The organism is Flavobacterium procerum, from assembly GCF_042431625.1.
GTDB classification, from domain to species: domain Bacteria; phylum Bacteroidota; class Bacteroidia; order Flavobacteriales; family Flavobacteriaceae; genus Flavobacterium; species Flavobacterium procerum.
In genome coordinates this window covers 186,734-209,354 of record NZ_JBHLYW010000032.1, presented here as the reverse complement: position 1 = coordinate 209,354, position 22,621 = coordinate 186,734, and the positions used below count along the sequence as shown (strand labels likewise).

At 33.9% G+C, this 22,621-nt stretch carries 20 protein-coding genes; all 20 read right to left on the bottom strand.

Annotation, left to right across the window (positions count from 1 at the left end):
* Positions 1-28 precede the first annotated feature (28 nt).
* Positions 29-463, bottom strand: coding sequence for a GNAT family N-acetyltransferase (locus tag ACFFLS_RS25100; RefSeq protein WP_379682701.1), 435 nt, complete (start codon positions 461-463; stop codon positions 29-31).
* A 44-nt stretch (positions 464-507) separates the two neighbouring features.
* The gene (locus ACFFLS_RS25095; RefSeq protein ID WP_379682700.1) at positions 508-1,248 is read right to left on the bottom strand and encodes a DKNYY domain-containing protein; all 741 of its coding nucleotides are present in this window, start codon (positions 1,246-1,248) and stop codon (positions 508-510) included.
* 184 nt (positions 1,249-1,432) lie between these two features.
* Positions 1,433-2,344 carry an arginase family protein gene (locus ACFFLS_RS25090; protein ID WP_379682699.1) on the bottom strand — a complete coding sequence of 304 codons (912 nt, stop codon included), beginning with the start codon at positions 2,342-2,344 and terminating at the stop codon, positions 1,433-1,435.
* Positions 2,345-2,478: 134 nt separating this feature from the next.
* Positions 2,479-2,889: a hypothetical protein gene (locus tag ACFFLS_RS25085; RefSeq protein WP_379682698.1), complete on the bottom strand. Its 411-nt coding sequence runs from the start codon at positions 2,887-2,889 to the stop codon at positions 2,479-2,481.
* Positions 2,890-2,899: 10 nt separating this feature from the next.
* Positions 2,900-3,652 carry a DUF2314 domain-containing protein gene (locus ACFFLS_RS25080; RefSeq protein ID WP_379682697.1) on the bottom strand — a complete coding sequence of 251 codons (753 nt, stop codon included), beginning with the start codon at positions 3,650-3,652 and terminating at the stop codon, positions 2,900-2,902.
* 99 nt (positions 3,653-3,751) lie between these two features.
* Positions 3,752-4,711: a DUF6620 family protein gene (locus ACFFLS_RS25075; protein WP_379682696.1), complete on the bottom strand. Its 960-nt coding sequence runs from the start codon at positions 4,709-4,711 to the stop codon at positions 3,752-3,754.
* A 25-nt stretch (positions 4,712-4,736) separates the two neighbouring features.
* Positions 4,737-5,678 carry a hypothetical protein gene (locus ACFFLS_RS25070; protein WP_379682695.1) on the bottom strand — a complete coding sequence of 314 codons (942 nt, stop codon included), beginning with the start codon at positions 5,676-5,678 and terminating at the stop codon, positions 4,737-4,739.
* A gap of 13 nt (positions 5,679-5,691) precedes the next feature.
* Entirely contained in the window at positions 5,692-5,934 is a 243-nt protein-coding gene (locus tag ACFFLS_RS25065; RefSeq protein WP_379682694.1) for a hypothetical protein, read from the bottom strand.
* Positions 5,934-6,884 carry an SPFH domain-containing protein gene (locus tag ACFFLS_RS25060; RefSeq protein WP_379682693.1) on the bottom strand — a complete coding sequence of 317 codons (951 nt, stop codon included), beginning with the start codon at positions 6,882-6,884 and terminating at the stop codon, positions 5,934-5,936. Before ACFFLS_RS25060 ends, ACFFLS_RS25065 begins: the two co-directional genes overlap by 1 nt.
* A gap of 172 nt (positions 6,885-7,056) precedes the next feature.
* Positions 7,057-7,443, bottom strand: coding sequence for a DUF5367 family protein (locus tag ACFFLS_RS25055; protein ID WP_379682692.1), 387 nt, complete (start codon positions 7,441-7,443; stop codon positions 7,057-7,059).
* A complete protein-coding gene (locus ACFFLS_RS25050) occupies positions 7,440-8,282 on the bottom strand; it encodes a Rossmann-fold NAD(P)-binding domain-containing protein (RefSeq protein ID WP_379682691.1) in 843 nt (280 codons plus the stop codon). Before ACFFLS_RS25050 ends, ACFFLS_RS25055 begins: the two co-directional genes overlap by 4 nt.
* A gap of 73 nt (positions 8,283-8,355) precedes the next feature.
* Positions 8,356-9,234 (bottom strand): helix-turn-helix domain-containing protein, encoded by an 879-nt coding sequence (locus ACFFLS_RS25045; protein ID WP_379682690.1) that lies wholly within the window; start codon positions 9,232-9,234, stop codon positions 8,356-8,358.
* Positions 9,235-9,339: 105 nt separating this feature from the next.
* Entirely contained in the window at positions 9,340-9,957 is a 618-nt protein-coding gene (locus tag ACFFLS_RS25040) for an EbsA family protein (protein ID WP_379682689.1), read from the bottom strand.
* A gap of 202 nt (positions 9,958-10,159) precedes the next feature.
* Entirely contained in the window at positions 10,160-11,548 is a 1,389-nt protein-coding gene (gene lpdA / locus ACFFLS_RS25035) for a dihydrolipoyl dehydrogenase (RefSeq protein WP_379682688.1), read from the bottom strand.
* A 267-nt stretch (positions 11,549-11,815) separates the two neighbouring features.
* Positions 11,816-12,400, bottom strand: a complete 585-nt coding sequence (locus tag ACFFLS_RS25030) for an NUMOD4 domain-containing protein (RefSeq protein ID WP_379682687.1) — start codon at positions 12,398-12,400, stop codon at positions 11,816-11,818.
* 203 nt (positions 12,401-12,603) lie between these two features.
* A complete protein-coding gene (locus ACFFLS_RS25025) occupies positions 12,604-13,368 on the bottom strand; it encodes a LytR/AlgR family response regulator transcription factor (protein WP_379682686.1) in 765 nt (254 codons plus the stop codon).
* Positions 13,369-13,664: 296 nt separating this feature from the next.
* Positions 13,665-14,984 carry a RagB/SusD family nutrient uptake outer membrane protein gene (locus ACFFLS_RS25020; RefSeq protein ID WP_379682685.1) on the bottom strand — a complete coding sequence of 440 codons (1,320 nt, stop codon included), beginning with the start codon at positions 14,982-14,984 and terminating at the stop codon, positions 13,665-13,667.
* A gap of 12 nt (positions 14,985-14,996) precedes the next feature.
* The gene (locus ACFFLS_RS25015) at positions 14,997-18,335 is read right to left on the bottom strand and encodes a SusC/RagA family TonB-linked outer membrane protein (RefSeq protein WP_379682684.1); all 3,339 of its coding nucleotides are present in this window, start codon (positions 18,333-18,335) and stop codon (positions 14,997-14,999) included.
* A gap of 19 nt (positions 18,336-18,354) precedes the next feature.
* On the bottom strand, positions 18,355-20,952 hold the full coding sequence (locus tag ACFFLS_RS25010) for a zinc-dependent metalloprotease (RefSeq protein ID WP_379682683.1): 2,598 nt from the start codon (positions 20,950-20,952) through the stop codon (positions 18,355-18,357).
* An 85-nt stretch (positions 20,953-21,037) separates the two neighbouring features.
* Positions 21,038-22,609, bottom strand: coding sequence for a histidine kinase (locus ACFFLS_RS25005; RefSeq protein WP_379689723.1), 1,572 nt, complete (start codon positions 22,607-22,609; stop codon positions 21,038-21,040).
* Positions 22,610-22,621: the final 12 nt, after the last annotated feature.

Here is a 22,621-nt window from a genome sequence, read left to right as displayed (position 1 = left end):
TGGGTGTTCGAATAGTATATTCTAAAATCTAAAGTAAAGTATTTTTTGTCAATTCAAACAAAATATATTCACCATTCGGAGATAGTCCTTTGCTTTTTTCGATAAAACCTTTTCTACGGTAAAAATCAACGGCTTTGGTGTTTTTTAGAAGACATTTTAAGCGCATTGGCAATTTTGTTTTTTCGATTGCTGTTTTTAATAATGCAGTTGCGATACCTTTGTTTTGGTATTCATGATGAATGTACAAGTGATGAATAAAATGATTGGGTTTCCAGATTGAAATAAAACCAACTGGTCTGTCATCTAAAAGTGCAGTTAAGATAAATTCTCCTTGGGTTTCTTTGTCGAAATCTTCTAATTTGAATTTTGTAGTATCAAGCCATGAAAATGCAGTAATTCTTTCGTTTAAGAATAACGTTCTTAAATCTGTAAAATCGGTTTTTCTTGGTTCTATAATGATCATCAGCTAAGCTCTGAATCAGGTTTTAGAGAATAATGAATATGAAGTTATGAAGAGCGCTTCGTTTTTTTTCCAAAATAATATTGGTATTCGTTGTCAAAAGCATAGCCTTGCTCATCAATTACTTTAAAATGAAAACTGCTGAGACTTTTGCTTTTAATTTTTTTGACCTCTTTTGCTATTGTTCTGATAAACCAAGCAAAATTGGCATCTACAGCATAAAATGCATTGTCGCATTCTTGATAATATTCCTGATTGTTGACACAGTTTTCTAAAAAATGAAAACTGGAAGGGTCTGCATCTTCAATAATTTTATTTCGAAAATAGACATGATTTTTGTCCTTAGAAATGTTTTCAATCAAATCTGGATGCGGAATTCCAAAGCTTTCAATATCGACGCCGATTATTTCGTTTGTATAACCGCTGTAGATTTTTTGATTGGCTTTTATATAATGATTATTCAGAATTACTGCTTTTGAAAAATCATAGGGAAGTCGTTCATCAAAATAAAAATAATTAGAATCGTCGGCTGTAAAGCCTTTTTCAAAATCGAGAATACGAAAACTCGCTGGATCCGCATTTTCTAAAACAGCAAAACCACACATATAGCTCGAAATGTATACATTTGTTTTGTCTTTAAAATAATGATGTGTAGAATCATTGCTCTGAAGCAATTCAAAACTTTCAAAATCAATGACTTTATAATACTTTCTAAAAACTTCATTGTCAAACTGAAGTATCATTTTGTTGTCTATGATTTTAAAATGGTGTCCTAAATCTTTGATCATGTTTTTTTGAATTGTACTTTTTAAATGCATTTTCGATTGATTCGAATTCCTAAATATACTCTTTACCGATTTAGGTTACAATACGATTCTGGATTTTATCACAATCTTTAACGTTTTCTTATTGTTTCTAAAAGTCTTGGCAGAAGAGAATTATTGCTTTAAATAAGCATACATGATGCCTTGTTTACAAAACAGTGTTATTGTAATATTTTTTAAAAACGGTGCTTAAATTGTTGACAAATTCTTTAGTGTATTGTCCCGTTGGATCTAAATCGGGATCTAAGATTGTAATTTCAAGACCGACAAGTTTTGGACTTTTAAACAAATATGAATTCAATTCGTTAAATTCGTCATAAGTAAGGCCATCGGGCGTTCTGCTGTCCACGCAAGGCATGATTTGATCGTTTAAAACATCTACATCTATATGGAGCCAGAAACCATCGAGATTTTTTTCTTCAACTTCATTAAGAAATAGATTTGCAGCATTTCTAATTCCTTTTTTTCTAAGATCTCGCAGACTTACATAAGTGGCAGAAGAATTTCTGATTTCGTTCTCGTATTCATCGTCATATTCTCGATTGCCTGCGCACCAAAGATTTTCTTCTTTTATATAAGGTTGCAAACCCAGAATATTACTTAGTTTTTCAGGACCTTTTCCAGTTGCTAAAGAAGCTGCCAAACCACCCGCGCCACCAGTTTCAGACAATGAGACATCCATAAAATCGGTATGTCCGTCAAGGTAAAATAAGCCGTAGTTTCCTTTTTGTTTTAAAGCTATTGCAGTTCCTAAGAGTATGCTGCAGTCACCACCCAAAACAAAAGGAAACTTATTCTGACTTAGTAAATTATTGATTAAATAGGCCTGTTCTCGAGAATAATCGACCAATGCATTGGCATTTAGAATCTTTGTTTCAGGATCTATCTTATTAGAATATTTTGGAGCATCTAGCCTTTTAATGTTTTTTGGATTAATGAAAGTATGAAGATTATGTTTCCACAACCAATCTGGGAGACGATTAACTCCGGGCTCTTTTCCTGGTTCAGATTCTTTTAAACCCAAATTTGATGGAAATTCAACAATACATACTTCTTTCATAACTTTTAAGATTTGTGGAATATAAAGTTATTAAAATAATTGCGTTAAAATTCTTTCAAAAATAAAATACTATAATAAGATTTTTTATCTCAGTTTACTTTAAAGAAAATAGAATTTGCAATAACTTAATTGCTTTATTGGTTTTGAAAAATTATAACATCATCGAATTTTTCAATTTGGTCTATTATAAAAAGACTGTCGTTAAAATAATCCATATCAAAATCCTGATCTCCCCAAACTTCAAAACGTTTTTGGGCCGTTTTTAATTTTTCTTTATCGAAAGGCTTTTCGTTCCAATCTTCTTCTAAATCTTCGGCAATTTCCAAGGCTTCTTCATTTACATGTTTTTCCTCTGACAAATAAATATAAAAGTTATATCCATCGTTAAAAGTGATTGTGATCTGTTTTTCGCTTAAGACAATTTGAGGTTTATCAGTAATTACAGGTCTTGAATAAAAAGTTTCTAGATGATTTTTTAAAACCACTAAGTTCGCATTGGATGAAGGCGGAAGAAATGCTAAATGTGAATAAAAAGAATTTGCCATTTTATTTTTTTTATGATTCTAATAACGGAAATAAATGCTCCCATTGCAATTGTTTGGCATAATCGTATGCTGTTTTGCCGTGTTGGTTTGCCGCATTTTTATCTGCTCCCGAAGCGAGTAATACTTCTACCGATGTCTGGTTTCCAGCAATTGCTTCGCGGTGCAGAAAAGTATAACCTTGTTCGTCTTGAGAACTCACTTCTTGAGGGTTGTTCGTTACAAATTCAATCAGGCTATCTTTCATGTTTTTACTCATCGGATGTTCAATAAGGTTTTCTGGTTTTTCTTTTTGCTCATAAACAAGCAGGATATCGTTGTAATCACCAAAATCCATTCCCCAAGCATCATCATGCTCTTCTCTTTCGGCTTCACTCATTTCAGAACGCATAGCTTGTATCGTAAAACCGCCATAAGTTTTGCCTTGCGTTGCAAATAACCAATCGCTGATTTGGTTTATCGGTATTGCAATTTCATCGCCGTTTTGCACATTTGTCAATTCGCCTGGATCGTTTATGAGAACGCCATAAATGTTTTCACCGTCAAAATTGATGTCATTGATCCACATATGTTCGACAATGGTTTCGCCATCAATTTCTTGAGTGAAAGCCAATTTTACGCAAGCAACATCCAATGCTGGAATAATTCTGCGGTATTCCCAAGAGAGTTCTCTCCAGAAATATTTAAAAGTTTCCTGTGCTTTTTTATAGGCTTCTATCATTTTCGGATTTTCTCCATCGGCAAAGAAGATTCTGTCGTTTTCCATTATTTTAAATTTTTAGTACAATTTTTTTGAGAGTAATAACGAAAAAAAATCCGACTTGTTTTTTTGCAAGCCGGATTTTTCTGGTTTGAAGGAAATAAATTAGAAATTTACATCATCGGCAACATTTCCGCCTTGTTCAGCAGCAAATTTCGCTGCATATTCTTTTTGTTTTTCCTGCTGATAATCAGAAAATCTAATAATGTCTTCTGAATTCCAGTTTTGATTTTGTTCTGTCATCCACTGCATTGCCACAGATTGGAAATCAGCTAAATTGATTCCGAAAGTATCCAAAATCCATTGTGCACCATCAATTCCATATTCATAAGCTGCTTGTCTTGCTCCAGCAAGTTCTTCGTAGAAATAACGGTCAGTTTTCATTCTTTCTAAATTAGCAGCTCCTTCTTCAGAAATTGCAGCTTTAAGGTTTTCTAATTGCGGAACCGTTACATTTTCAGCATAATATTGTCCAAACAAAGTTGTAACTGTAAATGAAGTATCTTCGCCCATACGCTGTGGCCAGATTGTGTTTAGTTCTTCCCAAACGGCTGGTTCAAATCCCATAGCTCGGCAAACTTCAAGATAATCGATTCCGGCACTGATTTTAAGACACATTGCAGTGTAAGTTCTTAAATCTACACCGTGAACTGGCTCAAGAAACGGATTGTTGTCATCTACTTTTACAAATCCAGATGTTTGAACTCCTGTATATTTTAAAGAATTTGCATGTTCAAAACGAATCATTTGGTCAGAATCGCAGTTGTTCCATTCTGTGTAAACCGCTCTTCTATAGTTGAAATAAATGTTTTGAATGTCTTTTTCATCAAGATTTTCTCCGCTTGCACGTTCGTCAGCAATCCAAGCTTCGGCTCTTTCGGCTACTTCATTATCAAAATCTTCTACAGAATAATGCGTTCCGTGCAAAGTTTCAGGATCGTATTCTGTTTCCTGATAATTATCTTCATAATCAGTTTGGTTATCGATGCTAGAATCTTGAGCTTCGTAATTTTGAGTTTCAGGTTTGTTGTCGCCGGTTAAGGAACCAAAAAGTTTTTTAAACATGTTTCTTTTTTTAGGGGTTAATAAATTATAAATATCGTAGTTGATTCTGATACATTTTTTCGTTGTGATCTTTCAAATCGGGCGTTATTTTGTTCCATTCATCGTACATTGCCCTTAAATATTGCTGATTGAGTTTTGGAGCATTCTGAATCACAAATTTTCTTTGCTCTTCCAAATCGTCTATTTTAGACTGGATTTCACTTAAAACATTTTTGTCTGACTGATGTATTTTGCTCAGTTCCAATTCATGGATCTGATAATAAAATTCTCTTTCCTTGCTGTTTTCGATTTCGAAATCCTTTTTAAGATGTGCTGTTCGCTGTTCAGCCAAATCGCGGGCTATATTTTGCAGATTTCTTGCCTGAGTACTTGGCGAAAAAGTATTCTGCGTTTTGCAGTAAGGACAGGAAATATAGGTTTCAATCAAGAAAATCCGATCAATAGTAAGACCGCCACCGCATTGGGTGCAGTTGAATTTGTTTTTTACAGTTTCGAATTCGTTGATGATGTTTTGATATTCAATTTCAAGATCGCGTTCCTGTGTTTTTTCGATTTCGTTTCTCCAGTATTCTGATTTATCTTCAAAATCATTATAACGATCAGAACAGGTATTTCTAAAATCAGAAACCAAATCATGATGCGGACTTAAAACGGATATTTGAGAATTGTAATAGTTGTAAACGTCAATTATCTTTTCTTCGTAAGTGTCTCTGGCTTTCTCTCTAATGTTTTGGATTTGACCGTTTACACCAGAATAGACTCTATGAAAAGTTCTTTTATACAAATCGTCATCTTCTTGAAGAAGTTGTTTTAATTCGGGAATTGCCGCTGTTGCGAATTCTTCCATTTTGGCTTCCAATTTCTCAAGAAAGGCAAACCATCTCTGTTTTGATTCCTCAAGTTCCGAATGCCATTCAGGAATTGCTTCCTGACTTTGATTTTGTTTTTTATTGAATAATCCGAACACTTTCTTTGATTTTTTAAAGTGAATTGTCTTCTTTTTTAATATAAACTCCGTCTGTGAGTTTTACGCTCAAAAACTCAAATCCGCAATAAGCGCAATGCGTCAGTCCATCTTGTTTGGCTCTTCCGGCACCACAATTGGGACAATCTTTAAGCTGCATTTTTGCTTCACTGATTTCTGGATCGCCTCCGTAATTGGATTGGTTTTTTGCTTTTTCTTTGAGCCTGTCCAAAAATGAATTTACTTTTTTATCTTCCATTATAACTGACTTAATAATGCTGCTTTTTTGGCTTTAAATTCGTCTTCATCAATTAAGCCAGCATCAAACAAAGATTTTAATTTTTGAAGTTTAGAGGTCAAGTCGTCTTTTTCTTCTTTTGGAGTTTCCTTATTCTGCTGTAATTGATTTAAAAGTAGCGCCATACTTGCCGCATTTTGCGTTGCATCGTGAAGCGCGGTTCCTTTATCGCCAATTGCTGTAGCGGTATTGAATTTGGTAAATTTATCCATATCGGTTACCATATTCATATTGGTGATTTTGTCATAATGTGCTGTAACTTCTTCCGGAAGCGTGACACTTGTAACTACAAATTGTGTGAGTTCTATTCCGAATTGAAGGAAATAAGGCTTTAGATAAGGTTCGATTTTTTGACTTAACTGTGTAATATTTCCGGCTACATCTGTAATAGTAATATTTTCGTTTGCCAAAACTTCTCCAAATTTTGGAGCCACAAAATCTCGCAGCTGGCTTTGCAGTTCAAAAATGGTAAGTTGCTCATAAGTTCCAGCATATTGCGTAAAAAATTTGGCAGGATCGGCAATTCTGATATCAAAACTTCCGAAAGCTCGAACTCTGATTTGTCCGAATTGTGGATCGTTTAGTAAAATAGGAGCAGGAGTTCCCCATTTGTTATTGATGAACTGATGTGTGTTGAAAAAATAAACATCGACTTTAAACGGACTTTCGAATCCGTATTTCCATCCTTTTAAGCTGCTTAAAATTGGAATGTTTTCTGTAGACAAAGTGTGTAATCCAGGAGAGAAAACATCTGCAAGACGGCCTTCGTTTAACAACATAACTTTCTGGCTTTCACGCACAGTCAGTTTTGCTCCGTTTTTAATTTCCTTGTCTTCGTCGTAAAACTTCCACATGAGTAAATTAGGATTACTGGCTGTGGCCTCGATTATTTCAATAAATGGCAGTTTCATAACATCTTATTTATAAAGAATAAAAATAAGAATTATAGGACGAGTACAATGCTTTTTTAGGTCAAATTTTTAACAATTTTCATCTTTATAATAAATAGTGTCTGAGATACTTGTAGATTAGATTTGAAAAGAAAAATCCGGTTTTTATATAAAACCGGATTCAATTTTTGGATTATTTTCTGATTTTGTATTTGATTTTCCAATATAAAAAAACAGTCATTGCGTTTAAAAAAGCCAAAATCCATAACAAAGGATTACTGAAAAAATCCTGATAAGAATTTCCTTTTGGAATTTCAACCAAAGGCACAAAAACAATTATATCCATTAAAATAGCTGTTGCAGACATGATCAAACCCAACTGAAAACCAGAAGTTTTGTTTTCTTTTTTATAATAAAATGAAGCTCCTAAAATAGCATAAAGAATAATTAAAAAACAGACAATCAAAGTTTGTAAGTTTAGTGATTCTTTTAGGAAAGGAATTTTTTCTAAAATCATAAAAGAAACTGCGACACAAATCCACACTATTACTCCTGAAAGAATGGCTCTAAAGTAATTCATGACAATTGGCTTATTTCGTTCCAGACTCCAGTTTGTGATGTTTTTTTCACATACTCTTTAAAATCGGTTGCTTTGCGTCCAAGAACTTTTTCAATGTCATTTGTTATAGAAGAATTTCTTCCGTCAAGCACTTCAGAAAACAAATAGTTTACGAGCCAGATTTCTTCTTCAGGAACATGATACTCACGAAGTGCATTTATATATTCGTCTAATGTAAGGGACTGAAAAATGATTTTTCGTTCTGTTTGGGTTGCAATTTCTTTTACAGCATGCTCAAATGTAAGCAGGTGAGGACCTGTAAGTTCGTAGGTTTTTCCGTTGTGTTTTTCGTCTAAAAGTGTTTCCGCAACAACTTCTGCGATATCGTCTGCATCTGTAAAAGGCTCTAAAACATCGGCTTTTGGTAGTGCGACGAATCCAGATAAAATTGGTTCTAGAAAAATACTTTCGCTAAAATTCTGATTGAACCAGCTGGCACGTACGATTGTCCAGTTTTGAGCTGTTGCTTTTACGATTTCTTCGCAGATTTGTGCTTCTTTTTCGCCTCTGCCAGATAGTAAAACTATTTTTTTTATGCCGTATTTGGTTGCCAAGATTGTAAAGTCTTGAATGATTTTTGGAGCGGTTGGTACAGCCAAATCCGGTTGAAATGTGATGTAGACACTATCGATGTTTTTGACCACATTAGGCCAAGTTTCGGGTTTTTCCCAGTCAAAAGGAATAGCTGCTGATCTTGAACCAATTCTGATTTCTACATTGTTCTTTTCGCTTAGTAATGCAGCAACTCTACGTCCTGTTTTTCCGTTGCCGCCTAGAATTAAAATTTTCTTTGTTTCCATTGTAAAATGTTTTTATGATTAATGATGACGCAAAGTTGCCGTCTTCATCATAAAAACATTTGTCTGAAAAGAATTAAGATTTGTTTGAAAGGAATTGTTTTTTGACTTCGTTTGGTCGAGATCCGAATTTTTTCTGAAAGGCGTTAGAAAATGAGCTCAGGCTTTCGTAACCTACTTCCCAAGCGGTTTCCTGTACTGTTTTTTCGCTGTTGCAAAGCAATTCATAAGCTTTGTTAAGACGTTCTTCGTGAATGTATTTATACACCGGAATTCCGAATAATTCTTTAAAATTCTTTTTTAATTTATTGCTGTTGAGTCCAATCAGTTTAGAAAGTTCAGTTATTGTAGGAGGTTGTGAATAATTGCTGCTTACAATATCTTTAGCCTGAAAAAGCTGTTCTTTTTCTCTTTCACTCAATTCATTTTTTCTTTCGCTGTCTAAAAGAGCAAAATAGTGCGCAAGAAGTTCATTAACTTGACTTTTTAAAAACAAAAGCCTAGTATTTCCGGTATAAGTAGTGTTGAATATTTTTTGAACGGCCAATTGCATTTCGAGAGTCATAAATAGAGTTGGGCCTTTTACAAAATGTGCTTTCGGATTTACCAAATCGGGCAACTTTTTTTCGAAAATTTCTTTTTCGGTCTGTGGTAAAGTTTGCAGTGTCTTTAGTTTTGCAAAAATACTGATTGACTGCAATGGCTTTTCGGGTGCGATTTTATGAGCAAATTCCACTTTTTGATTTCCGAAAAAGGAAATCGCCAAACCAGTTGTATTGGTTAAGTATTTTATTTGATTGTTGTGTTTTATTTCTAATTCGACATTTCCTGATCCGTAAAAAGCAAAACCAACCGCGTCACCATCTATTTCGCATTTCTGAATAAATTCTTTATTCGAATTGGATTGTTCAATCAAGACAATAAAATTGTTTACTTCTATGATATCGGTGGTCATTTTTTTTAATTAGATAATTAGTCAATTTGATAATTAGAAAATTTGATAATTAGTCAATTAGATAATTATTTGATTTTTATGGCTTTATATTTAGTCAAATATAAACTAAGTTGGTTGCATATTTTTATTTATGAGCGCTATTATTAATCCAAAAGTTAAAAGAAGACAAAAAACAAGCCATGTATAGGCTATAAATTTTGTTTCGCCGTAATTTTTATTGCCTTCATACGCTCTGATTCTGAAATAAGAATTTGTTGAGTTTTTTAAATTATGAGCTAAATTTTTATAGTTTGAGACTTCTAATGACGTAATTGCAATCTTTTTTAATTCAAAAAATTCTATAACTATTTTTGTGCCTGTGTATATCTCGTTTTCCGAGAAATTTCGAGAATGCTTTATGTTGTATTTTTCTATTCTCACTTTTTTGATTTCTTCTATATCAATTTCCTTGGTTTTAAAAAGCAAAGGATATCTAATTATCAATTGGTCGTTCGTAAGAATTATTTTCTTTGTAACTAACAGTAGATAAAGACCAAGTAAAGCAAAACAACAGAACAAACTTATCATGATTTTTGAAGCAAGTATAATAGTGTCATCATTGCCATTTAGACCACCGCCAGCATATATCATGAATACAAAGCTTCCTGAAAATAAAATAGCGATTAGTCCTATAGCAACTTGAAATAAACTAGGATTTGCTATTATTTTGATGTCGTCCTGCATTTTTTAAAATTAGACTTGGATTCATTATTGTAAAATAAAGAATTCAAAAGTGATTATGGTTCAAATATAATTTATTGAAAAGAATAATTTTTACTGAACAAGTAAAAACATTTTGCAGAAATGTCATAAAAAAATCCGATTTACTTTCGCAAATCGGATTTTATAAATTGAAAATTATATATAACCGTAAAACGGTATATTTTTACAAGTGAATTACTTCGCCGTAAGCATCAGCAACAGCTTCCATAACCGCCTCGCTCATTGTTGGGTGAGGGTGGATTGCTTTTAAGATTTCGTGACCAGTAGTTTCTAGTTTACGAGCGACAACTGCTTCAGCAATCATATCGGTAACACCAGCACCAATCATATGGCATCCTAACCATTCTCCGTATTTAGCATCAAAGATTACTTTTACGAATCCGTCTGCAGCTCCGGCAGCTTTTGCTTTTCCAGAAGCTGAGAATGGGAATTTACCAATTTTTAATTCGTAACCTTTTTCTTTTGCTTGTTTTTCTGTTAAACCTACAGAAGCGATTTCTGGAGTAGCATAAGTACAACCAGGAACGTTTCCGTAATCGATTGGTTCTACGTGAAGACCTTTGATTTTCTCCATACAGTTGATACCTTCAGCAGAAGCAACGTGAGCTAAAGCCTGACCTGGAGTAACGTCTCCAATTGCATAGTATCCAGGAATATTAGTTGCGTTGTAAGCGTTTACTAAGATTTTGTCTCTGTCAACTGCGATTCCAACTTCTTCTAAACCGATGTTTTCAATGTTTGTTTTGATTCCAACTGCAGAAAGTACGATGTCAGCTTCAAGAATTTCTTCTCCTTTTGCTGTTTTTACAGTTGCTTTTACTCCGTTTCCAGAAGTATCAATTTTTTCTACAGAAGCGTTAGTCATGATTTTTACACCCGCTTTCTTCATAGAACGCTCCATTTGTTTAGAAATGTCTTCGTCTTCTACAGGAACGATGTTTGGCATAAATTCTACGATAGTAACGTCTGTTCCCATTGAGTTGTAGAAGTGAGCGAACTCAACTCCAATTGCTCCCGAACCAACGATAATCATAGATTTTGGCTGCGTTGGCAAAGTCATTGCCTGACGGTATCCAATTACTTTTACACCATCTTGAGGTAAGTTTGGCAACTCGCGAGAACGAGCTCCAGTTGCGATGATAATGTGATCAGCGCTGTATTCTGTAACTTTATTGTCTTTATCAGTAACGTCAAGTTTTTTTCCTGGTTTCAGTTTTCCAAAACCTTCGATAACGTCAATTTTGTTTTTTTTCATTAAGAACTGAACTCCTTTGCTCATTCCTTCAGCAACACCACGGCTACGTTGAATAACTGCAGGGAAATCTTTGTCGAATTCAGAAACTTTCAATCCGTAATCAGAAGCGTGTTTTAAATAATCAAAAACTTGAGCCGATTTTAATAATGCTTTAGTTGGGATACATCCCCAGTTTAAACATACACCACCTAAGTTTTCTTTTTCTACTACAGCTACTTTAAAGCCTAATTGAGAAGCTCTAATCGCTGTTACATATCCTCCAGGACCACTTCCTAAAACAATAACGTCGTATTTCATTTTTTTGGTTTTTAGTATTAACTACCGAAAATGAAGTTTATAATTCCGAAACTCACTTTCGATTTTTATTTTTGTTATTTGTGCTTGCGAATTTAATGATTTATTTTAATTTTTTGGGATTGTTTTTTTTGTTTCCAGTTTGAGGTCTCAAGTTTTAAGCTTTTATCAAAAAGTTTTGCCACGAATTCCACAAATTAACACGAATCTTAAGAATTAGTGAAAATTTGTGGAATTCGTGGCAAATTATGTTTTGCAACCTGAAAGAAATTAAACTTTCACATGTCCCCAGTTTTCTCCGCTGGCGATTCTGCGAATCTGCATTTCACTGACTCCGAATTGTTTAGCAATCATTTTTAAACGTGTTTTTTGTTCGGGACGGGCGAGGATTTTTTTAATCAACATTACCTTTGTGGTAGTGAGTTTTCTTCCGTCTGCTTTTAGATTGTGTTCGATTAGATTTTTTTTCGCCTGAATCACACGCGGACTTTTGCGGCTGTGATCCATCATTTCCTGTTTGGTAGCCCATCTGAGATTATTGACATCATCATTGCTTCTGTTGTAATCCAGATGCAGTACATAAGTTTGGTCTTCAGAATGTTTTGGGATAAAATACTGCGCTACAAGTTTGTATAAGAATAAGTATTTGTTGACGATTTTGTCGTCTTGTTTTACTTTAAAGCGAAAGGTTGGATAACCATCGCTCAAACCGCCTTTAAGGAGGCGGCCATTTTCAATTTCATCAGTAAAACTTATTAAACGCCCTCTGTTCGAAATGGCGTATCTTAATTGTAATGAGGCATTTATTTCTATTTCTTTAAACTCTTCGTTTGGATAAAATCGTATATGTGGCATATTCCTTTTTCATTTGATGTTTGTTTCTCAAAGATAAAGAATAAACCAAAAAAGAATGTTAATAAGCTGGTTATGAGTATTAGTTTTATGATTCTTATAACGCTTTTTTAACTTTTAAAAAGGTGTTTTGCTATTTTAAAACTGAATTTCCTACCATAAATTACGAATCCTGTAGATTTTTTAATTTTTTTTTAAGAGGAAATTTATTGATCAAGCCAGTTTTTAAAGTTGTTTATTTCTTTTTTACTGATGATGATCGGGTCTTCTTCTAAAGCCGTTACGGTGAGTTTTAATTCGATTTTCTGATGCGAATGTTTCACTACTTCTTTAATAATGTCTCGAGCTACAATATATTTTCGGTTTACCTTAAAAAAATTGAAAGGATCTAGATTAGTAATGATATCAGTCAGTGTATTATTGTACAAATAGCTGTTTCCGGTTTTAGTGTAAATAAAAAGATGTTTTCCTGTTGCTGCAAAAAAGGTGATGTCGCTCTCGTTGATTGAAACAAGCTTATAGCCGTGATTTACCAAAAAGTGACGTTGAATTTTACTAGTTTCATCATTTTCAAGAGCTACCAAGGATTCAATGGTAGAGTCAATGTTGAAACTGTCTTTGATTTTTTTGAATTTGTGAAGCGCTTCAAACAATTCTTCTTCTTCAAAAGGCTTTAAAAGATAATCGATTGTAAAATGTTTAAAAACCGAAATGGCATAAACATCATAAGCCGTAACAAATATGACAGGGCAGGAGACAGTAGTTTTTTCAAAAATGTCCAGACTTTTTCCGTCGCCAAGATGGATGTCCATAAAAGCCAGGTCGGGTTTGTTTTCGCTGAAATATGCTACAGCTTCTTTTACAGATTTAAGAACTGTGACTTGAGAAAGCTGTAAAATATCTTGCTGTTCTAAGATAGATTTCAGATAACTGGAAGCAAGATATTCGTCTTCAACAATGGCAATTTTCATTTTTGAATTTTTCCGCAAAAGTAGAAAAAAAACTTTCTCTAATTTTTTAGCTTTTAAAATGATTATTTAGCCCAGCTCTAATGTTGTTTTAATATTGTAAGTAATGTATTTAATTGTTGTAAATTCTAGTAAATATCGTAAGTTATATCTGTAGCTAAATATCTATTTTTTGTTTTTATTGTAATAATTTAGCTTATTATTTTTTTTTAATAAAAATGCATTTTAATCTTTTTTATTAATATGCAAAAGAGGCCCGGCTGTAAAAGCCGGACCTCTTTCAAAAAAAACAATAGGTATTATAGATTGGGATTGTTTAATCTCGCTTCTATCGGATAGATAATCGTATAACGCGGATCGTTTTGTATCAAATTAAAATCTTCACCATTGAAAGAGTGAACGATTGGTTGTTGAGTTGTTCTTCTCAAATCAAACCAACGGTGCCCTTCAGCAGCAAATTCACGTTTTCTTTCTGCTAAGATGAAGGTATTCAAATCAGCTGCATTCATTGCATTGATATCACTTTCAAGCTGTGTAAAAGCAGCATTAGTATATCTGTTTTTTACAAAACTTATCATAGTTGTTTTAGCATCAGCAATGTTGTTCAATTTTAATGAAGTTTCTGCTTTTGTTAAATACAGTTCAGAAGTTCTGAAAGAACATCTTCGGTCATTATCACCTCCTTTTTGGATTCTGAAACGGCTTCCGCTTGCGCTAAAGTAAAGAGGAAAACGTAAGTCAGTCGTTCTTGTATATGAGCCAGTTAAATCTGCTGATGCATAAAAAAGACGGTTAAGACTTGGAGTGTATGTATTCTCAAGTGCTAAAATAGATTCTTTTGAATCGTATTTTGTCGTAAGTACAGCAGTTGCTTTTAAGTCAACAAGCTCATTTTTGATCGCTAATGCTTTGTTGACAGCATCTAAAGATTTTTGCCATTGTTGCTGGTATAAGTAAATACGGCTTTCTAAACTGTATAAAGCTACTTTAGAAAAACGGTAATTTTTACCTGTTGGTTGTGTACTTAAATTAATCAGACTTTCTGCTTTTTCAGTGTCAGAAATTACCTGATTGTAAATTACTTCAACACTCTGAGCAACATAAACCTGCTCTAAATCAATTTCTAAAGCCAATGGAACTCCTTTGTCTGAACCAGAAGTTGTTGCATTGTAAGGCTTTCCGAAAAGATTAATCAAATCAAAATAAGCCATAGCTCTTAAAGCGTATGCCTCACCAATTAATTGGTTTTTTTCAGCTGAATTACCTAGTTTGCCAGGTGCTTCATTAATAATTACATTAGTGTAAAAAATGATATTGTATAAAGCTGCATACTGAAAAGATATTGTACTAGCATCAGGATTTGCATCTTTCCAGATATAAATATCTTTGTAAAGATTAAGTTCATCACCGAATTCATCAATAGCCAATTCATCAGTACGAACTGCAGATAATGATTTGTGCTCAGGATAACCATGGTATGCTTTTGTTAATACCGCGCGGTACTGCTCTAATGTTTCAGGAATAACTCGACCAACAGGCTGAACGTCTAGATAGTCATCGCAGCTTGTTACGGCAATCGCAGCAACAAAAAGTAATATATATTTTGAGATTTTTTTCATCTTTAATTTTAATTAGAAAGTTACATTACATCCTAAAGTGAATGATTTAGGAACTGGTTGTGCATAAATATTTCCGAATGTTTCAGGATCAAAGTAGCCTTTGTAATCAGAGCTGATTACGAATAAGTTTCTAGCTTCAACATTGAATCTAATGCTTGCAATATTGATTTGATCTGTAAACGATTTAGGGAATGTATAACCTAAACGGATACTACTTAATCTCATGTAGCTCATTTCACTAACCCATGTATCTAAATAATTCATGGTAGTGATTTGATTTTGTCCAGAATACCATAAGTACGCCATATAAGAATCTCCAGCTGCTAAATCTTTACCATTTACCGCAGGTAAATTTGAAGAAGTGTTTGTTGGCGACCATGCATTTAAAACGTCTCTGCTGTAGTTCTGTCCTCTATCTACAATTGTTCCGTTGTAAGGAGGAGTTCTTGTTACAGTTTGCTTAATGTTGAAAGAAGCTGCAATTGCAAGATCAAAATTTTGTACTTTAAATGTATTTGTGATACCACCAGTAAATTTAGGATCTCTGTCTCCTAAGTAAACAAATAAATCTCTAAATTCAGCTGCACTTAATTTTGACTGTGCTAGTTCTCCAGGGAAAAAGTCAGCATAAGGATCGTATAAACCAAAGAATGTTTGAGTATTTACAGTTTCTCCTTTTTTGTTTACAAATAAAGGGTAACCGTTTTCGTCGATTCCGTTTGTTTTAAATCCGAATACAGAATTTACAGCATATCCTTCTCTGTTTGGAAGATATTCAGTATCACGAACTTGTACACGGTCTACGTTGCTCTTGTTGTGAGAGAAGTTAATGCTTGTATTCCATTTAAAGTTTGGACGGTCAATGTTTTTTGTAGAAAGGGTAATCTCATAACCTTTATTGCTCACTTGTGCCCAGTTCAAGTTTGTATACTCAAAACCATTTTCTAACGGAAGCGCTCTTGATGCAATTAAGTCACTACTTTTTCTTCCGTACATATCTGTTACAATGCTGATGCGGTTGTTGAATAATCCAATATCAGCTCCAACGTTAGTGTTTGTAGTTTTTTCCCAACGTAATTTATCATTTGGTGGGCTGTCAATTACAATATTTTGTTCTGCTTGTCCTGGAAGAATAACTGATGAATTGTATTGACCAATTACATAAGGAGAAGTACCTTTATCAATATTACCTTGTAAACCGTAAGACGCACGAAGTCTTAAGTTCGAAATTGTCTGGTTGTCTTTTAAGAAGTTTTCTTCTGAAACTGCCCATGAAGCAGATGATGACCATAATGGTAAATATTTATACTTAGGATCTACACCAAATAAATCTGAACCATCGTATCTAACACTTCCAAAAATACTATATTTTCTGTCGTAAGTATAAGAAGCTGTAGCAAAGAAAGATGCAAATGCATTTTCATTTTTAGCTTTCGCATATTGTATCCAATCTCTTTCTCTAGCAAAAGATGAATTCGGGAAAATAATCTGCTGCGTAGTTAAGTTTTTCTCATCAAAACCAAATCCTTTAGTAGAAACTGATGTAACGTAGTTTCTTCTTAACTCGTTACCCACCATTGCTTCAATTTCGTGTTTCTCTCCTAAAGATTTAGAGTAGTTCACCATTGTTTTCAAGTTGTACTGAAAGAAATCGGTGTTTGTGTTTTGGATTACTCCACCAACAGGAAGGAAGTAGTTTTGAACTCCACCGCTGAAGTAGCTTGATTTTTCTCTTACGTTTCTTGTGTAGTAAGTGTCTTTACCAGCAAATTTTTCATTTGATGAATTGTCTAATTGTAAACCTAACTGAGATGTTACTTTTAAGTCTTTAGTAACTTTGTATTCAGCATCTAATAAGGCTTTAACAGCTCTTGTTTTTAATTCGTGTGAAGTGTTTTCTCTTTCTTCTAAGAAGTTGAAATCTACTTTACGATCAGAGTATCCAACAATATCAGCATCATATTTGTAACTTCCATCTTGGTTGTATGGAGTTAAATATGGGTTTACATTTCTTGAGTAGTTAGATGGGCTTGTAAAAGCATAAGCATCTGTTAGGTAAGATGAAGTTTTGTTTTCTGAAGCAAAAATACCCACACCAACTTTAAATTTATCAGTGATTTCGTAGTTGTTTTTTAATGTTACGTTGTAACGTTTAAATCCAGTTCCTACAGTAGCTCCTTTTTCATCATAGTAACCTAAAGAGAAATAATAGTCAGATCTCTCTCCACCACCAGATAAGCTTAAACCGTGCTGCGTGTTTATAGCAGTTTGGTACAATAAATTACCCCAGTTGGTATTGTTGTTTCTTAAAGTATTGATTGATTGTTGTGTTTGAGGGCTCAAAGCAGAGAATCCACCAGCTCTGTATGCTGCTAATTCATTTGATCCGTTTAAGATACGCATAATATCTCCACCGTCAGCTCTATAAGTTAATTCCTCACGTGAAGCAAGACCAAGTTCAAAATCAACTTTTTCGTTTGCGTTCATTAAGTTTAATTTAGAAAAATCAGGTCTTTGTGTAATAAAGGTATTCGTGTTAAGAGTTACTACCATTTTACCGGCACGTCCTTTTTTAGTCGTTACCACGATAACACCATTTGCGGCACGAGCTCCGTAAATAGCCGTTGCAGCAGCATCTTTTAAGATTGTTATGTCTTTAATATCATCAGGGTTCAAACCAGCGATAGAATAGTTGTTTAATACGTCGATATTATCTTTATCGAAATTTTTAGGAACATCATTTCCTTCTAATGGTAAACCATCAAGTACCCATAATGGATCTTGAGAACCGTTAAGAGAAGCAGTACCCCTGATTCTGATTTTTGCAGGTGCTCCAGGTGCTCCAGATGGTGTACTTACAGCAACTCCGGCAATTTGTCCAACTAATAATTGGTCAATACTTGAAACCCCTGTCTGCTGAATTGCAGCCATGTCGATTTTGGTAACCGCAGCAGTAAGCTTTCTTTTCTCAATTTTTTGGTAACCTGTTACAACAACCTCTTGAAGTTTTGCAGTTTCAGATTTTAAGTTAATTGTATAGTTTTTTTGAGCATCCAATTCAAGTGTATACGATTTGTATCCCATGAACGTAACTCTTAAAGAAGTAACATTTTTTCCAACTTTCAAGGTAAATTTACCATCGAAATCTGTAGTAGTTCCGATTCCTTCACTTTGAATAATACCTGCCATAGCAGTTTTGTTTGAAATGGAATTATTCTCAACGAAGATAGATGCACCAGGAATTGGCGACAAGTCTGCTTCATCTTGAATGATTCCCGTAATAGTTCGGGTTTCCTGCGAGTATCCTGCGATGGCCAGGAACAGCAGTAAGGCATGTAAAATTTTCTTCATGTTTTGGGTTGTGTAATTATTAAAAGGTTGTATTATTCAGGGCTTTTTCGATTCTTTGTATTAAATCGAAGTAATGGTTTTTGGTCGACTGATCTCCGGTGTTTTTCTTCAATTTTAATAATTGAAGCACTTTGTTCAGCTCTCCTTTTTTATCAGAAGTAATTTCTGTAACTCTTTTTAATGCTGTTTGATTGATGTTTCGTACCATATGAGCATCATCCAAATAACTACATAAATGTGGCATGTTTAAAGTCTGCTGAATTTCAAGGTTCTTCTTAGTGTCCGTTTTTTCAAACAAAATATTGGTAGAAACAATCAAAACATCAACATAATTTTTCTGCGTCATTCTTTCCATAATAGTCAAAGATTTATTTTGAATGGTTCCTGCAAATACGTTCTGATGTATTTTTTTAAACAAGTCATTTACGGTAAAAACAGCCTCTTTGGTTTTGTTTCTTTGAAATAATTCGTTTTCTGTCATTCTAAGCAGACGGTCATCACTGAATAAATGGTAGATAACGTCGTACTGAAGTTCTCTAGCCAATGTATAAGGCGTGTACTCGTAAGGTCCAACAGGAGAATCTTTCAATGGATTTGTTTTTTCCAGAATATCATTAAAAAACAACCATTGCGGAATCGTGATAATGTTTCTGTTTAAATAATCTGCTGCCTTTTTTTGCATTGCTGCCGGCACAGGAACGTAACTTTGTTTACCGTCTCCGTGAACCGTTGTATTTAGATAAACCCCACCAATGTTGTTCATAACATGGTGGTTGTACATTTTCCATTGCCCGATAGCCCCAATATAAAGCTTACCAGTTTCGTAGTAAGATTTGTCTTTGTCATAAGTCCAGCTTACGATACTATCAACTACACGTTTTAGGTTTTTCAAGCCATACTCACTTGCTTTAACAGCATCATTTCCTAAATCTTCAGACTGAGAACGCGGGTCAATTACACTTCCTTGTTGTTCACCATAAAAATAAATCGGATCATTTTGGTGTTTTGTAATCGCTTCATTCAGTTTTGCTGTTTCGTCATCGTTTGGTCCGTACCATCTGTAACCCCATTCGATGGCGTATTTATCGTATTCTCCAATTTTTGGAGTAATCACTGTCACGTTATCTTCAGGTTGTGCTACATAATTGTAACGAGCATAATCCATGATAGAAGGAGCAGTACCGCCCATTTTTGCTGTGAATTCTTTAGAACGCAAAGACTCAACATCATAAGCAAAAGAAGATCCCATATTGTGTTTTAAGCCAAATGTATGTCCAACTTCGTGAGACGATACAAAACGAATCGCTTCACCCATGTGTTCATCACTAAATTTGTTTCCTCTTGCTTTCGGGTCGATTGGCCCAGTTTGAATGCGCATCCAGCTGTGTAGCGAAGTCATCACATTATGCCACCAGATAATATCTGCCTCTATAATCTCGCCACTTCTTGGGTCAACAACCGACGGGCCCATGGCATTAGATTTTGGAGATGCAGCATAAGTGATAACCGAGTAACGTACATCATCAATGTCAAAATCTAAATCTTTTTCAGTAGGTTCTTTTGCTATGATCGCATTTTTAAAACCAGCTCTCTCAAAAGCTGCCTGCCAATCGTGAACTCCATCAATAATGTATTGTCTCCATTGTTTTGGAGTAGACGGATCGATGTAATAAACGATTGGTTTTTTCGGCTCTACTAATTCACCTTTCAAATAACGTTCTTCATCTTCTTTTTTAGGTTCTAAACGCCAGCGTGTAATCAATTCTTTTTCAAGCATTGCCTGCTGTGTATCGGCAAAGTACCAATGCGTTTCAGTAAAGTAACCTATTCGATTGTCAGAAAAACGTGGTTTCATTGGAGTTTTATCCAATAAAATAATATTAGTTGTAACTCCCAAGGTAATCGGCACTGTCGGACCGTTATCGCTGAAAGAAGTTGTAAGCTGTGATTTTACTACAATGTTTTTAGGGAAAGATTTTAATCCTTCGATATAGGATAAATCAGATTTTGCAGAACCGCTTAAGCCAATGTTATTAAAAACATCATTAAAGCTTTTCTGTTTTCCGTCGAAAATCTTGTTTACTTTAATAACAACTGAAGTCGAATCGTTGTTCTTGGTTTCAATGTCAAAAACTTCGATAATCGATTCGGAGAAATTGTCTACAACAGAAGCTGTGATGGCATCTTCTTTAGGAGAAGAAACTTTAGGCTGATAGGTTTTTACCCATACTTTTTTTGCAATTGTATCTTTGTAAAAGGAAATGATTTTGTTTTCGTAATTCATCCCTTTGTTTAAACCACGCTCGTTAATCTCGTAAGGAACCTGAGATAATTTATTTACAAGCAGAAATTCTCTTTTAAACAAACTATCCTGAATTTCAAAATAAACATCGGTTTTAACTTGAATGATGTTGAATAGTCCTTTTTTTATTGTTCCCTTTTTTACAAGGTCATTATATTTTTTACCTTTTTTAGCGTCAGTAGAATCTTTTTTTACTAATTCAGTTTCAGCGTCTTTTTTCTTCTTTTTTTGCGAAAGAACTGTAACCGGAATGAATAATAGTAAAATGAGTAAGCAGAATAATTTTACATTATGTAGGAATGCCTTTTCCTTCATTTTGATGTTAAGTTTAAGTTAATTTTCGCCGAAACTATTCTATTATAAAGCAGAAAAAAAACAAAATGGAGTGAATGGCTTTTTTTTAGGAGTGAATAGATATTAAAGGCAAGATACATACAAATTTGCCGTCTTTTTCTGATGTTTCAAAATCGGTTTTTCCGTAGAAATTATAGGTGCTTGAAAGGTATTTCAGACCAAATTTTGTACTTGGTATATAATGCGATTTTTTCTGCAAATTATTGCTAATTACAACCTGATTTTTCTGAACAACAATTTCTGTCGTCAGCGGATTTTCCTGTGTAGCCATATTGTGTTTTATGGCATTTTCGATAATAATCTGAAATGCCAAATACGGAATAGATTTTTCCAATGCACTCTCGTCTTCAATTTTGATTGAAAAGAATAATTCTTCCTTGAAACGTGTCTGTTGCAAAAAGATGTATTTTTCTATGAATAACAATTCTTCTTTCAGCTTGACAATATTATTTTCTGGTGGATCTATCAAATAACGATAAATACGCGAAAGATTCAGCGTAAATTTTTGTGCTGTCTTTACATCGCTTCCCACCAACATATAAAGAGAGTTTAGCGAATTGAATAAAAAATGCGGATTGATCTGTTCCTTTAGATGCTGTAATTGAATTAAAACTTTTTCTTTTACAATTTTTTCATTCTCAACCAGAAGTCGGTTTTTTTCCTTTATAGCAATTCCTTTTTCTCTATAGGCACGTCTGTTTGCATAAGAAAATAAATAGAAGATTAGCAAAAGCATAACCGTTGTTATCGAATATGTCCAAGTTGAATATTTTTTTGTCAATAAAACATTCTCATCCTCAAAAATTTTCGGAAAATTAACACGGATATACCAAGGCAGATTTTTAACATCTAATCTCGATGTAAAACTGATGACATCCAATTTTAAATATTCAGACATTACGACTCTTGTAGTATAATCTTTATCGCGATTAAAAATCGTATCGGATGGCTTAATAGGCGCAATCGCATAAATGTTTTTTCCTATAAAAGTAGAGTCTGGATGATAGACACATCTTCCTGTAGAATCAAACACAAAAGTATAGCTCGAAGCTGTTTTGTCTACATTCGAGAAAAAATCACTTAGTTTTTTTAAAGCGATATCGTAGCCATAACGAACCGTTGTATGATTTTTAGAGATGGTTTTAAAGTAGATTCTCCAAATCCATTTTTCTCCTTGTCGAAGAATCGTGTTGCTTCGTGTAGTGTTCTTATTTTTAAAAATAAAATCAGCAACATTCTTTTTTACTTCATCAGCAATAGAATCGGTACCAAATTCTATTTTTTCATCATTAATCTGGAACCAAGTATCAACTATCATTAAATTGACAGACTGAACTGAAGAAAGTAGTTTTATATTAGTCGCTAGATTAGATTTATTGCTAATTTCTACAACATGTTTGATTCTGTTTTCTTGTTCCAGAAATCTCGAAAATTCGCGCGACATTAATTCTCTTTTTTGAATAGAGTTACGTCGTGCTTTATCCTTATTTGCTGTTTCTGTTATATCGGTAATTAGATTACTGAGAATATAAACAGAAGAAACCGTAAGGAAAATAGAAACGGCCACATAAATTAAAAAGGCGCGTCTCGAGGTTATTTTTTTTAATCTAAATTTCAAAGAAAAGAATGT

Bases quoted from the DNA above. Each gene is read 5' to 3' on its own strand.
- ACFFLS_RS25100 (WP_379682701.1), bottom strand. From the start codon at position 463: ATGATCATTATAGAACCAAGAAAAACCGATTTTACAGATTTAAGAACG.
- ACFFLS_RS25095 (WP_379682700.1), bottom strand. From the start codon at position 1,248: ATGATCAAAGATTTAGGACACCATTTTAAAATCATAGACAACAAAATG.
- ACFFLS_RS25090 (WP_379682699.1), bottom strand. From the start codon at position 2,344: ATGAAAGAAGTATGTATTGTTGAATTTCCATCAAATTTGGGTTTAAAA.
- ACFFLS_RS25085 (WP_379682698.1), bottom strand. From the start codon at position 2,889: ATGGCAAATTCTTTTTATTCACATTTAGCATTTCTTCCGCCTTCATCC.
- ACFFLS_RS25080 (WP_379682697.1), bottom strand. From the start codon at position 3,652: ATGGAAAACGACAGAATCTTCTTTGCCGATGGAGAAAATCCGAAAATG.
- ACFFLS_RS25075 (WP_379682696.1), bottom strand. From the start codon at position 4,711: ATGTTTAAAAAACTTTTTGGTTCCTTAACCGGCGACAACAAACCTGAA.
- ACFFLS_RS25065 (WP_379682694.1), bottom strand. From the start codon at position 5,934: ATGGAAGATAAAAAAGTAAATTCATTTTTGGACAGGCTCAAAGAAAAA.
- ACFFLS_RS25060 (WP_379682693.1), bottom strand. From the start codon at position 6,884: ATGAAACTGCCATTTATTGAAATAATCGAGGCCACAGCCAGTAATCCT.
- ACFFLS_RS25055 (WP_379682692.1), bottom strand. From the start codon at position 7,443: ATGAATTACTTTAGAGCCATTCTTTCAGGAGTAATAGTGTGGATTTGT.
- ACFFLS_RS25050 (WP_379682691.1), bottom strand. From the start codon at position 8,282: ATGGAAACAAAGAAAATTTTAATTCTAGGCGGCAACGGAAAAACAGGA.
- ACFFLS_RS25045 (WP_379682690.1), bottom strand. From the start codon at position 9,234: ATGACCACCGATATCATAGAAGTAAACAATTTTATTGTCTTGATTGAA.
- ACFFLS_RS25040 (WP_379682689.1), bottom strand. From the start codon at position 9,957: ATGCAGGACGACATCAAAATAATAGCAAATCCTAGTTTATTTCAAGTT.
- lpdA (WP_379682688.1), bottom strand. From the start codon at position 11,548: ATGAAATACGACGTTATTGTTTTAGGAAGTGGTCCTGGAGGATATGTA.
- ACFFLS_RS25030 (WP_379682687.1), bottom strand. From the start codon at position 12,400: ATGCCACATATACGATTTTATCCAAACGAAGAGTTTAAAGAAATAGAA.
- ACFFLS_RS25025 (WP_379682686.1), bottom strand. From the start codon at position 13,368: ATGAAAATTGCCATTGTTGAAGACGAATATCTTGCTTCCAGTTATCTG.
- ACFFLS_RS25020 (WP_379682685.1), bottom strand. From the start codon at position 14,984: ATGAAAAAAATCTCAAAATATATATTACTTTTTGTTGCTGCGATTGCC.
- ACFFLS_RS25015 (WP_379682684.1), bottom strand. From the start codon at position 18,335: ATGAAGAAAATTTTACATGCCTTACTGCTGTTCCTGGCCATCGCAGGA.
- ACFFLS_RS25010 (WP_379682683.1), bottom strand. From the start codon at position 20,952: ATGAAGGAAAAGGCATTCCTACATAATGTAAAATTATTCTGCTTACTC.